12 protein-coding genes are annotated in these 13,471 nt (G+C 42.4%); 5 read left to right on the plus strand and 7 right to left on the minus strand.

What is annotated here, in order from left to right:
* Positions 1–59: 59 nt before the first annotated feature.
* Positions 60–1,871: an oligoendopeptidase F gene (gene pepF / locus LKE01_RS10570; protein WP_056981984.1), complete on the minus strand. Its 1,812-nt coding sequence runs from the start codon at positions 1,869–1,871 to the stop codon at positions 60–62.
* A gap of 33 nt (positions 1,872–1,904) precedes the next feature.
* Positions 1,905–3,044, minus strand: coding sequence for a competence protein CoiA (locus LKE01_RS10575; RefSeq protein ID WP_056981982.1), 1,140 nt, complete (start codon positions 3,042–3,044; stop codon positions 1,905–1,907).
* A gap of 154 nt (positions 3,045–3,198) precedes the next feature.
* Here LKE01_RS10575 and LKE01_RS10580 point away from each other — a divergent pair, with 154 nt between their 5' ends.
* The gene (locus LKE01_RS10580) at positions 3,199–4,731 is read left to right on the plus strand and encodes a gamma-glutamylcysteine synthetase (protein WP_056981980.1); all 1,533 of its coding nucleotides are present in this window, start codon (positions 3,199–3,201) and stop codon (positions 4,729–4,731) included.
* Positions 4,732–4,799: 68 nt separating this feature from the next.
* Here LKE01_RS10580 and LKE01_RS10585 read toward each other — a convergent pair whose 3' ends face one another.
* Positions 4,800–6,110, minus strand: coding sequence for a sensor histidine kinase (locus tag LKE01_RS10585; protein ID WP_056981979.1), 1,311 nt, complete (start codon positions 6,108–6,110; stop codon positions 4,800–4,802).
* Positions 6,107–6,799, minus strand: a complete 693-nt coding sequence (locus tag LKE01_RS10590) for a response regulator transcription factor (RefSeq protein ID WP_056981977.1) — start codon at positions 6,797–6,799, stop codon at positions 6,107–6,109. Before LKE01_RS10590 ends, LKE01_RS10585 begins: the two co-directional genes overlap by 4 nt.
* A gap of 233 nt (positions 6,800–7,032) precedes the next feature.
* Between LKE01_RS10590 and LKE01_RS10595 the strand changes: the two genes are divergently transcribed.
* The 3 genes from LKE01_RS10595 to LKE01_RS10605 are packed head-to-tail and all read left to right on the plus strand — an operon-like array spanning position 7,033 to position 10,662.
* On the plus strand, positions 7,033–7,365 hold the full coding sequence (locus tag LKE01_RS10595) for a GtrA family protein (protein ID WP_235805503.1): 333 nt from the start codon (positions 7,033–7,035) through the stop codon (positions 7,363–7,365).
* Positions 7,352–9,655: an ArnT family glycosyltransferase gene (locus LKE01_RS10600; protein WP_056981975.1), complete on the plus strand. Its 2,304-nt coding sequence runs from the start codon at positions 7,352–7,354 to the stop codon at positions 9,653–9,655. The genes LKE01_RS10595 and LKE01_RS10600 overlap by 14 nt, the downstream gene beginning before the upstream one ends.
* A 14-nt stretch (positions 9,656–9,669) precedes the next feature.
* On the plus strand, positions 9,670–10,662 hold the full coding sequence (locus LKE01_RS10605) for a glycosyltransferase family 2 protein (RefSeq protein WP_056981974.1): 993 nt from the start codon (positions 9,670–9,672) through the stop codon (positions 10,660–10,662).
* A gap of 60 nt (positions 10,663–10,722) precedes the next feature.
* On the opposite strand, the gene LKE01_RS10610 is transcribed toward LKE01_RS10605, so the two are convergent.
* The 3 genes from LKE01_RS10610 to LKE01_RS10620 form a co-directional block, all read right to left on the minus strand.
* The gene (locus tag LKE01_RS10610) at positions 10,723–11,403 is read right to left on the minus strand and encodes an adaptor protein MecA (RefSeq protein WP_056981972.1); all 681 of its coding nucleotides are present in this window, start codon (positions 11,401–11,403) and stop codon (positions 10,723–10,725) included.
* Between the two features lie 116 nt (positions 11,404–11,519).
* Positions 11,520–11,918: a transcriptional regulator Spx gene (spx, locus tag LKE01_RS10615; RefSeq protein WP_054769764.1), complete on the minus strand. Its 399-nt coding sequence runs from the start codon at positions 11,916–11,918 to the stop codon at positions 11,520–11,522.
* Positions 11,919–12,031: 113 nt separating this feature from the next.
* The gene (locus LKE01_RS10620) at positions 12,032–12,772 is read right to left on the minus strand and encodes an MBL fold metallo-hydrolase (RefSeq protein WP_056981969.1); all 741 of its coding nucleotides are present in this window, start codon (positions 12,770–12,772) and stop codon (positions 12,032–12,034) included.
* 103 nt (positions 12,773–12,875) lie between these two features.
* Here LKE01_RS10620 and LKE01_RS10625 point away from each other — a divergent pair, with 103 nt between their 5' ends.
* Positions 12,876–13,382 carry a monooxygenase gene (locus LKE01_RS10625; RefSeq protein WP_225364661.1) on the plus strand — a complete coding sequence of 169 codons (507 nt, stop codon included), beginning with the start codon at positions 12,876–12,878 and terminating at the stop codon, positions 13,380–13,382.
* Positions 13,383–13,471 lie beyond the last annotated feature (89 nt).

The following is a 13,471-nucleotide window of genomic DNA, read 5'->3' on the forward strand; positions in this document are numbered from 1 at the left end:
CCAGACACAAAAACACAGGTGCTTGAGAAATCCCAAGTACCTGTGTTTTTTTATGGTCATTACTTGTTATACAACCGTTCGAATTCATTCAAACGATCTTCAAAAATCTGGAATGCTTTTTCGAGATAGTCGGGCTTGGTCATATCAACCCCGGCTTTTTTCATGACATTGGTTGGCGTATCGGAACTGCCTGATTTCAAATAATTCAAATATTTATCAATGTTGTCTTGGGTACCGTTGACAATGCCGTCAGCTAACGTTGAGGCCGCAGCAAACCCGGTCGAGTATTGGTAAACATAGAAATTGTAATAGAAATGAGGAATTCGGGCCCATTCCAGCGCAATCTGTGGATCCGAAACAACCGCATCACCATAATATTTCTTATTCAAATCAAGATAATACTGATCCATAAACTTGGCTGTCAACGGTTGGCCTTGGGCATCCTGTTCATGGATATACTGTTCAAATTCGGCAAACTGGGTTTGACGGAAGACGGTTCCCTTAAATCCATCCAGATAATAATTCAAAATGAATTTCTTCATCTGGTCGTCATCTTTGAATTTGTTCAGCAAATAGTCCGTTAAGATATTTTCATTGGTCGTTGAGGCAATTTCTGCGACAAAAATAGAATAATCCCCATACTGATATGGTTGATTATGATGTGAGTAGTAACTGTGCATACTATGACCGGTTTCATGAATCAAAGTATACAAGTTATCCAGGTTGTCCTTCCAGTTCAGTAAGATAAATGGATTGGTATCGTATGTTCCGGATGAATAGCCCCCACTTCGCTTGAACTGGTTTTCAACAACGTCAATCCAACGCCCGTTAAATTCCTCTTTAACGTGGCTGACATAGTCGGGGCCCATAACCTGAAGGGCCTCCAAAGCAATCTTTTTGGACTGCTCAAATGTATATTTTGGTGATTGATTACCCACTAAAGAAGTATACATGTCATACATATGCAGCTCATCGAGACCGAGAATCTTTTTTCTCAAAGCAACATATCGATGCAAAAGATCCAGGTGCTTATTGACAACCTTAATTAAATTATTGTAGACATCAGTTGAAACTTCATTGCCTGCCAGAGCAGCTTCCAAAGCACTATTATAGTGGCGAATGTTGGCTTTAAAATTATGATTTTTGACGTTGGTCGTCAGAGTTGATGCCAATGTATGCTGAAATTGATCATAAACTTCGTACAACTTCTCGAAGGCTTCTTTACGAACACTTTGATCGGTGGATTCCAGCAAGATGCCATAAACACCCTGTGAGAGCTTGACCTTGTTGCCATTTTCATCAGTGACAGCTGGGAATGACAAATCAGTATTATCCAAAATGCCAAAAGTCTTTTCACCTGAGGAGAAGATATCGTCAGCTCCGGCAAGGACTTCTTCGACGTCGTTGCCTAAAATATGGTCACGACGTTCAAAAGTCTGGTCGTAAAAACGTTTATAGTCAGTTAATTTAGGCTCGTCCTTATAAAATTGGGCCATCTTGTCATCGGAAATCTTCAACAGTTCCGGTTCAAACCATGCAGTCGCCGCACCAAATTGGGCGGCTAAAGCCTCTGAACGGGAATACATTGCTTGGTATTTGTCCTCGCTGGTATCCTGATCATTCTTCAACTGAGAATAAACATACACTTTTTCCAACGTCCGGCTGAGTTTCAGCAAATCTTCGGTCGCCTTGAGTAATGATTCGGCGTCTTTTTCAATGGTGCCGGACAGCCCGGCAAACTTCTTTGAATCAGCCTTCACTTCAGTAAAGTCCTTCTCAAAGTCTGCATCGGACGAATAAACGGTGGTTAAGTCCCAAGTCAATTTTTCAGGAACATCTTTTCTAAGAGGCAGTTCTTGTGTTTTAGCCATAATGTCCTCCTTCAAATATTAGTTAGTATTAGGTTAGCACACCATGGGCTTTTCAGTCATAATATATTGTCTTTTTTCATCATAGCTCTCAAACCACTTGGGAGATTGAATGATCTTAACCCCGGCAATCGTGTGGCGCAGATAGCCATTGGCCCGCAGACTAAAAATAAAACCTGTAAATGCCATCTGAAAGAAGCGGACATAGTCGTCGACTTGCGCAAATTGTTGGCCAAACAATTGAACCGACTGCTTAAATAGCCAGTTCAGCTCTTGATTTGAAATCTCATCATCCTCACCAGAAAACAGCTGGAGGACAATCCAGACCCGCCAACATAAACCGGTCCGGCGAAAAATTGGTAATTCGCCGTCAAATTTTCCGTGGCAAACTAATGGACAGCCGACAAATACTTTTCGCCGTTGGTAACAGACCGTGACCATATCAAGATAGGTTTCATTCCCCATCACCACACTCCTCTGAATCCGATTAACCTGATTAAGGATCATTTTTTGGACGTACTGAGTTGAATAACCAGCCGTCTCCTGGGTTGAAGATTGAATGAAGTTTTTCAGGTCTCTCAAATGGTGAAACACACGAACATCACTCGTCAGCTTGCCGCAAACTTCTTTAATGTGAAAATCAATTCGAAATTGATTATTTTTGGCGGAGTAAAAGACAATAAAAAAGCCAAGCTGAGAATGAAACCTGGCAAATTTAGCAACACTATCCAAACGTTTGGCGGCATTCAAATGCCGGTCGCCCAAAATCCACAGCACATCCATCCCCAATTGCCTGTAGTTTGCGGTTCTTCGGGCCATATCCTGATATGAAATGGGACTGCACTGATATTCCAAAATTGTCTTTTTGCTTGTCAGAAAGACATCGGCCCGCTGTTCAATTGCCGGCAAGTTATATTCGAGGACTGCCGGCTCCCCGATCTCTTCAAGTTGCCTTTGAAACGCCAACTTTCCCGTCAAATGGGCCTGGCTTTCATTTTCACTAAAATGGCTGCACAACGAGCTGCGTTTATGGCTAAAATGGGGAATCCGATACTTGCCGTTTTTAAAAATCACCTGTTCATGACAACAGGGACAAACCAACGCTTTGTCGATGATTGATTTATCGGTCAGCTCACCGGCATTAATTAATTGGTCGTTCATCATTGCAATCAGCATGTTATCACCTTCTGTCATGTAGATACGAAAAAGGCCGCTGATTTGTTTCAGAAATTAAAATTATCATTACGTTTTTGTCAGAACAGCAGTAATCCTACCATTCTGTTCATAATCGTTTATAATTATGGTAAATAATTCTGGCTGGGGGACTAATATGCTGAAGAACTTATTAAAATATATTCAAGAAGAACACGTTGCCGAACAACTTTACCACAGCCTCATTGGTATTGAGATTGAAGAGCATCGAATCGATAATCATGGCAAGCTGAGTCAAAAACCATATCCACAGAATTTGGGTTCAAGACGCTACCATCCCTATTTGCAGTCTGACTTTTCGGAATCAATGAACGAAATTATCACTGATCCGAATCCGAATATCGGCGGTGTTTTGGATCAACTTGACACCCTTCAGACAGTCTTAATCCGATCGGTTGATAAATCAGAATCATTTTGGCCGCTCAGCATGCCGCCAGCTATGGATGCCGAAGATAAAGAATTTATTCAAGGCCACTTTGGCCGACCGGCATACGCAAAGTACCGCGATTATTTAACCAAAAAGTATGGTGTTGCCCGGAAAATTATTACCGGGGTCCACGTCAATTTCAGCATCCCTGAACCGGTTATCAATCGCCTTTACGTGCATTACCAAGACCAGTTTAAATCACTGGTTGGTTTTAAAAATGCCCTCTACTTTCAACTCGCCCAAAACTTTGTTTTACATCGTTGGTTGCTGACGTATCTATTTGGTGCCAGTCCAATTGCTGAAAAAGGCTTTTTCTCTGAAGAAGACGCAAAGAAGCTCAACCATCCGGTTAGAAGTATCCGAAACAGTATCTATGGCTATGTCAATGAGCCGGATGATAAAGTGGATACCACCATTTATACCAGTTTAGATCACTACATTGACGGCATTAACGATGCCATCAAAGATCACAACTTGTATTCAACGGCCGAATTTTATGGGCCGGTTCGGTTACGTGGACAGGAGGCCATCAAGGATTATCGGACCAAAGGTATTTCCTACCTGGAATTCCGAGTTCTCGATAACACACCGTTCACCCCAAATGGAATCAGTCGTCACGCAATGTATTTTCTGAAATTCTTCCTTGTGTATCTGCTGGTAACCCCAGTTGATCATGAAAACGTTGCTGATGATTTGAAACAGTCATTTGCCGACAACAATCAAGTCGCTCTCGAAAATCCCGATCAGCCAACGTTTAAAATGGCAGAGGGAATTAAGATTTTCAACGACCTGATTGCCATGGCAAAATCACTTCACGCCCATTCAGAACAGCTCCAGGCACTGGACGACTTCAGTGAAGTCATTACCCACCCTGAGTTAACCGCTTCGGCAATGCTTCTCCAACACATCCAAAACGGCAGCTTAATGGACTTTGGCGTCACCGTTGCCAAACGTTGGCGGGCACAGCGATTGGCTGCCCCAACACTCTTGCCATCAATGGGCAACCTTTCATTTGATGCTCAAAGATTGATTTTCCACGCCATCCAGCTTGGAATTCGATATTACGTGGTTAAAGATGAGGATGGCGAATCCCTTATCACGTTGACTTACGATAACGTGACTCAGGTTATTTATACTGACAAAGTTGGAAAAGTCGAACCTTTGCAATACTTGTATGATCTGTTTCCCGGCATCAAAAAGGCAGCCGAACAAGATAATCATTAAAAATATTTCGAAAAAATAAAGGCAGGAACAAAACTAACCGTTTTGTTCCTGCCTTTTATTATTTCATTTTAAATTTTCAGTGAAACGCTAAAGGCCGTTCCCTTTGGGTGATTATCCTTTACGGTAATGGTTCCCGAATGCTGCTGAACAATCCACTTGGCAATTGCCAATCCAAGGCCGTTTCCACCAGTCTTGGAGTTTCGCGATTTGTCAGAACGATAGAAACGTTCAAAAATTCGCTTCTTGTCCTCATCCGGAATGCCGGTTCCGGTATCTCTAACTTCGATTGTCAGCCGGTCTCTGGCCAATGCCGTCAATACCGTGACAGTTCCACCAGCTGGCGTATATTTAATCGCATTATCCAATAATATGATGAGTAATTGACGAATTAAATCTTTGTCCATATGGCCGGTGCCATCCGCTTTAAGGACGGTCACCATCGACTTATGCTGACTGGCAGCAATATCGTCATATGGCTTGAGAATTTGAGCAAACCATGGCTTAAGATCAACGGGTTGCTTATTGATTTCAATGGTCCCTGAATCCGAACGGGCCAGCATCAAAAGCCGGTTCGTTAAAGTCTGTAAATGACGGACCTCATCCAAAGATGTTGAAATCGGATCAACCTGATCAACCACTTTGGTTTTCGGCTTAGTTAACATATATTCCATTTGGTTTTGAATGACCGTCAATGGCGTTCGCAGTTCATGGGCCGCATTGGCACTAAACTGCCGCTGCCGTTTCCAAGCTTTCATAATTGGTCGCATGCTTGATCTGGAAAGGAAGTAGGCAATTGCAATTGCCACAATCCAGAAGAAGACCAGTGTGATCAGCAATGATCGCTTAAAACTATTGACCGCCATCAAATCGGTATCAATGTTTTCCAGAATTAAAACATAATTACCGGCATAAATCGGATTAGAATTCGACTTTGGCACTTTAATCAAAAGCGTCCGGAAATAATGCAGCGTATTGTCGGTTGACATCAACGTTACTTCGCGGACCTTATTGACCTCAGACTTTTCCAACTCGGTGTTGATAAATAAATTATAAATTCGATTTCCAAGCATCTGGGCGTTGATAATCTGCCCCTTTTTATTGAAAACCAAAATATTTGTCCGAAACGGTGTGTCACCGTTATTCGGCTTGGCTGGTACCGGTGCCTGGGCATTATTGCCATTTCTAAACTGTGGCGCCTTCCGGTTATTCAAAACATTTTGTTTTTGGGTAATCAATCCTTGGTCAATATTTTTGTAAATTGATTGGTGAAAGAAGAAGAACACGACTAACCCAAGGACGGCAAATAACAGTGCAAACCCCACCAATTCCTTCAAAAAGAGTGACAGTTGCTGTTTTTGCTGCGGATCGCTTCGTTTCAATCCGATTCCTCCGTTTCAAACATATAACCAACGTTTCGTAATGTCTTAATTGGCTGAAGTGAAGAGGCCTGCTTCAGTTTCTTTCGCAGGTTGCTCATGTAAACTTCAACCACGGAAATGGCGGTTTCAGATTCAAACCCCCACAACCGATCAAAAATCTGATCTTTCGTAATAATGGTGTCCGGATTTTGAATGAAGTAAACCAGCAAATCAAATTCTTTTCCGTTGAGTTCCAATTCCTTGCCGTTGACTTCGACGATTCGGTTACTCAAATTTACTTTAAACGGACCCACTGCCAACGTATTGTCATCGCCAAGATGACCGCTGCGCTTAAGAAGGGCCTTGACCCGCATGATTAATTCCTCACGGTGAAATGGCTTGGTCAAGTAGTCATCCGCCCCAAGTTCAAATCCGTGGACTTTGTCATCCAAAGTATCCTTGGCTGTTAAAATCAACACCGGCATACTTAAATGATCCTCGGTCCGCCAATGCTTCAAAATGTCATAACCACTCACTTGCGGCAGCATCAAGTCCAGAACAACCAGGTCATAGATACCTTCTTGACCCAGCATTTGGCCTTCAAAGCCGTCGTGAGAAACTGTCGTCTGGGCAATTTCTCCGAGGAACAACTGAAGGCTTTTCGCCAAGTCTTCGTCATCTTCAATTATTAATATGTGAAGTTCTTTCATTAAGTTTTCTCCTTTTATCTGCTGCCACTAAATTAAAGGTTTTTTGCCCGCTCGTCAACAAAGATATCCACAATTTATCATAAATCAAATGTTTTAAGCTTATTTTATGGTTAAAAGGATAAACTCATTTCATCAATTAAGAAAGGAGTGATTTACCCATCACAAGTACGAAGCAATTATTTAAATTCGGGATAACAGGATTTATCAATACGGTTTTAACCTATGTGATTTACATGTTGCTGCTCCACGCGACAAATGCAACAATCGCCATGGCAATTGGCTATGGCATAACTTCTTTATTAGGACTCACCATGAGTAATCGGTGGGTCTTCCAAACTGGGAACTCAGTTAAATCAGTTGTATGGAAATATTATGCAACATATTTGTTCACGTGGCTGATCAGTGTCCTGTTTGCCCACTTCGCCAGCGGCTTTCCAATTATTGACAGTCGCCTGATTCCAATTATCAGTCTTCTAATCACTGTACCCACCAATTTTCTGCTTTCAAAATTTTGGGTATTTCACAAAACAAACTTAAAGGAGGTTCGCCGATATGGCAGCCAATAAATATATGGAAAATACCCAAAGTAAAAAACAAAGTCGTCTGAGATTCGATTGGATTCTCGTTGCCATTCTTGTCCTGGCGCTATTCCTCTACGGTTGGCAGATTTGGAAAGCTGGATCCGCCAATGCGTTTTATACCGCAGCCATTAAAAGTATGACAGAAAGTTTCCATAACTTTTGGTACGGCAGTTTTGATCCAGCAGGATACATCACCGTTGATAAGCCACCGGTTGCTCTTTGGTTTATGGCAATCAGTGCCAAAATCTTTGGGGTCCACGGATGGAGCGTTGTTCTGCCTTCCGTTCTGTTCGGGGTGGGCTCGGTCTATCTCATGTATCGAATAATTCAACCCTATTTCGGCAAAAATGCAGCGCGTTTAAGTGCCCTGGCATTAACACTGACACCCATCGTGGTCGCTGATTCAAGAACCAACAACATGGATGCCACATTGGTATTCTTCTTGATGCTGGCACTTTATTTCCTTGAAAAAGCAATCGGCAGTCGAAAGATTTGGTCACTTTTAATCAGTTTCGCGTTAATCGGAATTGCCTTTAACGTCAAAATGCTTCAAGCCTTCATGATTTTGCCGGCTATGTATCTGTTTTACTGGTTGGCAGCAAACGAAACCTGGAAACGAAAAATATCCAAATTAGTTTTTGCAACCGTTTCGCTCCTGGTATTTACCTTGGCATATCCAATTTCAGTTGATATGACATCTGCCAGCAGCCGCCCATACGTTGGCGGGTCTGAAACCAATTCTTTACTGGAACTGGCCTTTGGCTACAACGGAAGTGAACGGCTGTTAGGCCAAACCACCGGTACCGGCGGCACATTTGGCGCTGGTATGAACAGTAAAACCCAGAAAAAAGGCGGCGGTATGCCTGGCAGTGGCAGTAAGCAGCCAACCGGCACGAAGCACAATGGTAAATCCATGACCCCACCTGGTGGGAAGAACATGAAGGGTCAACCCAACGGCGGCAAGAAAGGCGGCCCAGGTAAAATGGGTGCCGGCGGCGGTGGCGGTGGTGCCTTCAATATCGGCACCGCGGGACCATTCAGACTATTCCAGTCGGCACTTGGCCCTGAGGTTAGCTGGCTTTTACCATTCGCACTATTTGGATTGATTGGCGGTCTTGTTTACTTCAGAGATCGACGAAAACGCTGGTTTAATCTAACCACCAAGCAGAAGCAACTGATTCTTTGGACTGGTTGGCTGGTTCCGGTTTATGGATTCTTCAGTATTGCCAGTTTCTTCCATCCCTACTACATGATTATGTTGGCACCACCAATTGCCGCGCTGTTTGGAACCGGTGTAAGTGCCCTCGTTGGCCTGTTTAGAAACAATTTGCGCACCAATTGGAAATTCTATCTGCTTCCCGCTGCAATTATTGCAACGGCGGCCCTCCAATCTTGGTACGTTTACAGTTACTATCCATGGTTGACGTGGATCATCTTAATTGCCGCAATTGTCTTTTCCATTGGAATGGCAATCCTGCCACGTGGGAAGGCCTTCCAGACGCTCTTGGTTGGTGGAATGCTGTCAATCATGGCTGCACCAGCCTGGTGGTCATTGACCCCAACCATTGCCGCTGAATCAGCAATGATTCCAACCGCCGGCCCTTCACTACTGACTTCATCAAGTAGTGGCATGCCTGGCGGTGGCGGCGGAATGGGCAACAATTCAGTCAATACCAAGTTGCTTAATTATGTTGAGAAGAATCAAGGCAGCGCCAAATACCTGTTTGCCACCAGCGATTCAACAACAGCTGCGCCTTACATCATCAAAACCGGTAAAGCTGTTATGGCCATGGGTGGATTTAACGGAACTGATCCGGCAATCACCCTTACCCAATTTAAGAAGCTCGTTAAAGATGGTAATTTGAAATACTTCTACTACTCAGGAAAATCCGGTAATACCAAGATTATTAACTGGATCAAGAAACACGCAACCAAGGTGAAAACAAGTCTGTATCAATCTAGCAATAGTACCAGTTCGCAACCTGGCATGGCTGGCCCTGGTACGACTTCATCAACTAAATCGACCAAGGGTAAAGCCCCAACTGGTAAAACGACTTCCGGTAAAGCTCCAGCAGCTGGTAAAGGCCGTCCAAGCGGCAAGCCTGGAAGCAAGCCTTCGATGAGTCGCAAGTCCAAGATGAAACCTAACAAAACAACAAGTAAAACACCTTCCAAGTCCACTCACAAGTCAAGTCAGGGACAAGGCAACATGCAAGGACCTGGTGGCATGGGTTCAACCGGTGTTCTGTATGATTTGTCGTCAATTTATAAATAAAAGGAGGCAATATAATGGAAAAACACCAAGAGCTGGTTTCGATCGTCCTCCCCGTCTATAACGAAGAACCGGGAATTGAAACGATGATTGATACTTTAGAAAGTTTTATCGCAAATCAACCACAAAACTTTGAAATTATCTTCGTGGATGATGGTTCGAGTGACAAAAGTGTCGAAATAATCGAAAATAATCAAAATCTGCATAAAAATATCCGCCTGGTTCAATTTTCAAGGAACTTCGGTCACCAACTCGCAATTACCGCGGGAATTCGATATACAAAAGGTGATGCGGTCGTTGTGATGGACGCGGATCTTCAAGACCCACCAGCGGTCATCGTCGATATGATTGATAAATGGCATCAGGGATACGATGTGGTATATGGGCAACGAATTTCAAGAGACGGTGAAAGTCTTTTCAAAAAGGCAACGGCATCCCTCTTCTATCGCAGCCTTAAACGAATGACAAACATCAACATTCCACTAGATACCGGTGATTTTCGGCTAATGGATAAACAAGTTGTTCATCAACTCAGACAAATGAATGAAGCGGATCCATTTGTACGTGGAATGGTTAGTTGGGTTGGTTTCAAACAAACCGCGGTTACTTACGAGCGGCAGGAACGGATCGCAGGTACCTCAAAGTACCCGTTGAGAAAAATGATTCGATTGGCAATGGATGGCATTACATCGTTTTCATCCTTTCCACTCCAACTTGCAAACTGGCTGGGAAGCCTTTCAATTATCTTTGGAATCGGGTACCTGATTGTATCGCTCTTTACAACGATGGATACCATTCACTTCGCTGTATTTGCCCTGTTCCTCATGGCAGGCATCACCCTTATCACGATTGGCATGCTGGGATCATACCTGTATCGAGTGTTTGAAGCATCAAGGAGACGACCGCTTTACATCGTTTCAAGGACGGTGGGGTTTCGCTCCACAAACAAAAAAACAACCAATCAGGTATACTACAAAACAACCATCAAGGGACGCGCCCTTCAACAATAAACAATGAAGCACAAAAAAGACAGCCACATTAATGGCTGCCTTTTTTGTATTGATTACTTGCTATTTAAAATAGTAACGGCTTAATTCTAATGCGCTGTTCTCCATTAGGTGTTGGCCATACTCATTTAGAACATCTTCAGTGACAGTGGTCTTCTTACCATATTCATTGGCAATCGCCACTTCGTCGCTAACAATCATATCAACTGGATCGTTGCTGAATAGTTCCAACTTCAAGTAATATTTTCCTTCATACAAATATAAATCTGATGTCCCATTTTCAAGTCGCAATGCTTTGGCAAGTGAGACAAAGTCATCCAACTTATCGAACTCAAGAATCACAGTTCGCTTTTGATGACCAAACTCGTCGTTTGTCTTCTTATCACTTACAGGTTGCGGTTTATTATTATCGGCATGTTCTGCGATATATTTAGAAACTCGATCACGTTTTTCGGGGCGCCCAGAATCAGCGTTACCTGCATCAAACATGTCATTGTCAGACATATCGACATCTTTACTGATGAATAATTCCAATCCATTTTGGTTTGGAAGAACTTGGAAAGTGACGGCATCGTTATTTTGAAACTGATGATCCTTATCAACTTCTTCCAGAATACTATAGAAGAAGCTTTCGATTTGCTTGTGGTTACCCAGTAAATCCAGTACGGTAATCCCACGCTTGTCAAGATCATCATTACCAATCAGTACACGAATTGTATTCTCGTTAATTCGTTCCATTTCCATATTTAGCCACCCCTTTCAATATCTTAGGGTAATTAATAATAACATTGTATCATATTATTGTCTAAGTAAATAATACGGCTAAATATCAATATTAACAAGCAATTAAGATTTCGTGGTCATAATGCTTTTCGAACCATCTGCTCTAATTCGAATTTTCGAGTTTCACGAGGTAGGAAACAACGAATTTCATCTTCATTGAAGCCAAATTCGATTCGCTTTGAATCCAGCAGGATCGGTCGACGGATGAGTTCAGGATGAACAGCCAACATGGAAATAATTTGACTGATTGTCATCGAACTTAATTTGTTCTTACATTGATCAAAGACGAAAGAACGAGTTGAAATCACGTCATCCGTGCCGCCCTCTGAAAGCATGAAAATTTGTTTTAATTCCTGCTCGGAAAGTGGCTTGGCAAAAATGTTTCGTTCCACGAAATCGACGTTGTGATCGATGAGCCACTGTTTGGCCTTTCGGCAAGAAGTGCAGCTGGGCGTTGTTAATAAATTGACTGTCATAATAGGATGCCTCCTAATAATCATTTGATGTTTTGATTATATCGGAGTTTGTTATAAAAATCATAAGATTCACAAAATAGACTAACAAAGAACTTATTTTAGTCAAAATTAGCTTAGATATCCACAGATAAATGCTTTTTTGCGACTAAGATTGGTATATTTTCCCCAGCCGCATGCTGAGCTTCCTGGCGTAATTTGTGTAAATCACCAATTGCCGGCAGATGCGTCAACAAGACACGATGAACATTGCCATCATGAGCAAGTTTCCCGGATTCAGTGGAAGTCATGTGCCATTTTTGTCCGGTCTTGTCCGCAAAGAAATTGGTATCGGTCATTAACAGATCGGCATTTTGGACAAAATCGGTTAGTTCTGGGAAGTATGCAGTATCTGCAGTAAAAACAAGAACTTTGCCAGTTTCCTGTTCTTTGATTCTCATCGCAAATGCCGGAACTGGATGATGGGTCTTGAAAAAGGTGATTTCAAATGGTCCAAGCTTCAAGGCTTCATCGGGGTTATATGCAACACCCTTCGTAGATTTTGGCCAATCGAGTCCTTTGAAGTTCACAGCGTCCAATGAATGGCCATAAATCGGCAGTATAGGAGCTGCATACCGCTTTGCGTGTAATTGCCAGTAATATTGCAGAACGCCGACATCAGCTGTGTGATCGTGATGATAATGGCTTAAAATCACTGCGTTGAGTTTAAGTGGATCAAGTACTTCCTCGAGACTTAACAGTGCCCCACTGCCACAATCAATCAAAAGTTTAAAGTCTCCGGATTCCAGAAGATAACTGCTGGTAGGATTCCCATTTGCGGGATAGCCACCAAGAAACCCAATTACTGTTAGTTTCAAAAAATCTCCTCCTTCACTTTGCTACAGTTATATTTTACGCTTAATTGACGTAAATGTTTGGTTCCCCCAATTAAAGAAAGTATAATAAAAGTGTATTTAGGAGGTGGGTCAATTGAATAATCAGATTGTAATTACATTTGGAAATGAAGAGATTTTGTCAGAATTAAAAAATAAGCATCCCGACCGTGACTTGGTCATGTATCAAGCACTGAGTCAGCCAGGAGAATATATGCTGTTGGATCATTCTGGAAAAGATCCCGTTTTTAAAGCACCGGTATACTATGACATTTTAAGTCACAGCGGTGAAGATGATTGGAACGGGTTCATCAGCTTTTCTACGTTAGATCTGAACTTTGATCAACAGAAAGTCTTCGATGCCCGAATCAATAAGCTTCGCAGCGATGGCCTTCCGGACGGTATGCATTCCATTTATTCTCTGAATTACCATAAAGACATTAGTCAAAGAATTATTCTTGGAAGTTGGGATTCCTATTCTGATTTTGAACTTTGGAAAAACAGCTCTGATGAATTTATTCCAAAGGAGTACCGTGATTCACCAAGCTTCTACTCACATGAAGCTTATTACACCCCTGCAAAGCCTAAAAATTAATGATCTTCTACAAATTAATAATTAAAAGCCTTCGACCACTGAGCATTCCGTACATAACTCATTGGTTGAAGGCTTTTTTTGTTTAGGGC

The sequence above is a fragment of the Lentilactobacillus kefiri genome, from assembly GCF_007989105.1.
GTDB classification, from domain to species: Bacteria; Bacillota; Bacilli; order Lactobacillales; family Lactobacillaceae; genus Lentilactobacillus; species Lentilactobacillus kefiri.

What these genes read in the sequence shown, in the direction of transcription:
- pepF (WP_056981984.1), bottom strand. Translation starts at nt 1,871, where the DNA reads ATGGCTAAAACACAAGAACTGCCTCTTAGAAAAGATGTTCCTGAAAAA.
- LKE01_RS10575 (WP_056981982.1), bottom strand. Translation starts at nt 3,044, where the DNA reads ATGCTGATTGCAATGATGAACGACCAATTAATTAATGCCGGTGAGCTG.
- LKE01_RS10580 (WP_056981980.1), top strand. Translation starts at nt 3,199, where the DNA reads ATGCTGAAGAACTTATTAAAATATATTCAAGAAGAACACGTTGCCGAA.
- LKE01_RS10590 (WP_056981977.1), bottom strand. Translation starts at nt 6,799, where the DNA reads ATGAAAGAACTTCACATATTAATAATTGAAGATGACGAAGACTTGGCG.
- LKE01_RS10595 (WP_235805503.1), top strand. Translation starts at nt 7,033, where the DNA reads ATGTTGCTGCTCCACGCGACAAATGCAACAATCGCCATGGCAATTGGC.
- LKE01_RS10600 (WP_056981975.1), top strand. Translation starts at nt 7,352, where the DNA reads ATGGCAGCCAATAAATATATGGAAAATACCCAAAGTAAAAAACAAAGT.
- LKE01_RS10605 (WP_056981974.1), top strand. Translation starts at nt 9,670, where the DNA reads ATGGAAAAACACCAAGAGCTGGTTTCGATCGTCCTCCCCGTCTATAAC.
- LKE01_RS10610 (WP_056981972.1), bottom strand. Translation starts at nt 11,403, where the DNA reads ATGGAAATGGAACGAATTAACGAGAATACAATTCGTGTACTGATTGGT.
- spx (WP_054769764.1), bottom strand. Translation starts at nt 11,918, where the DNA reads ATGACAGTCAATTTATTAACAACGCCCAGCTGCACTTCTTGCCGAAAG.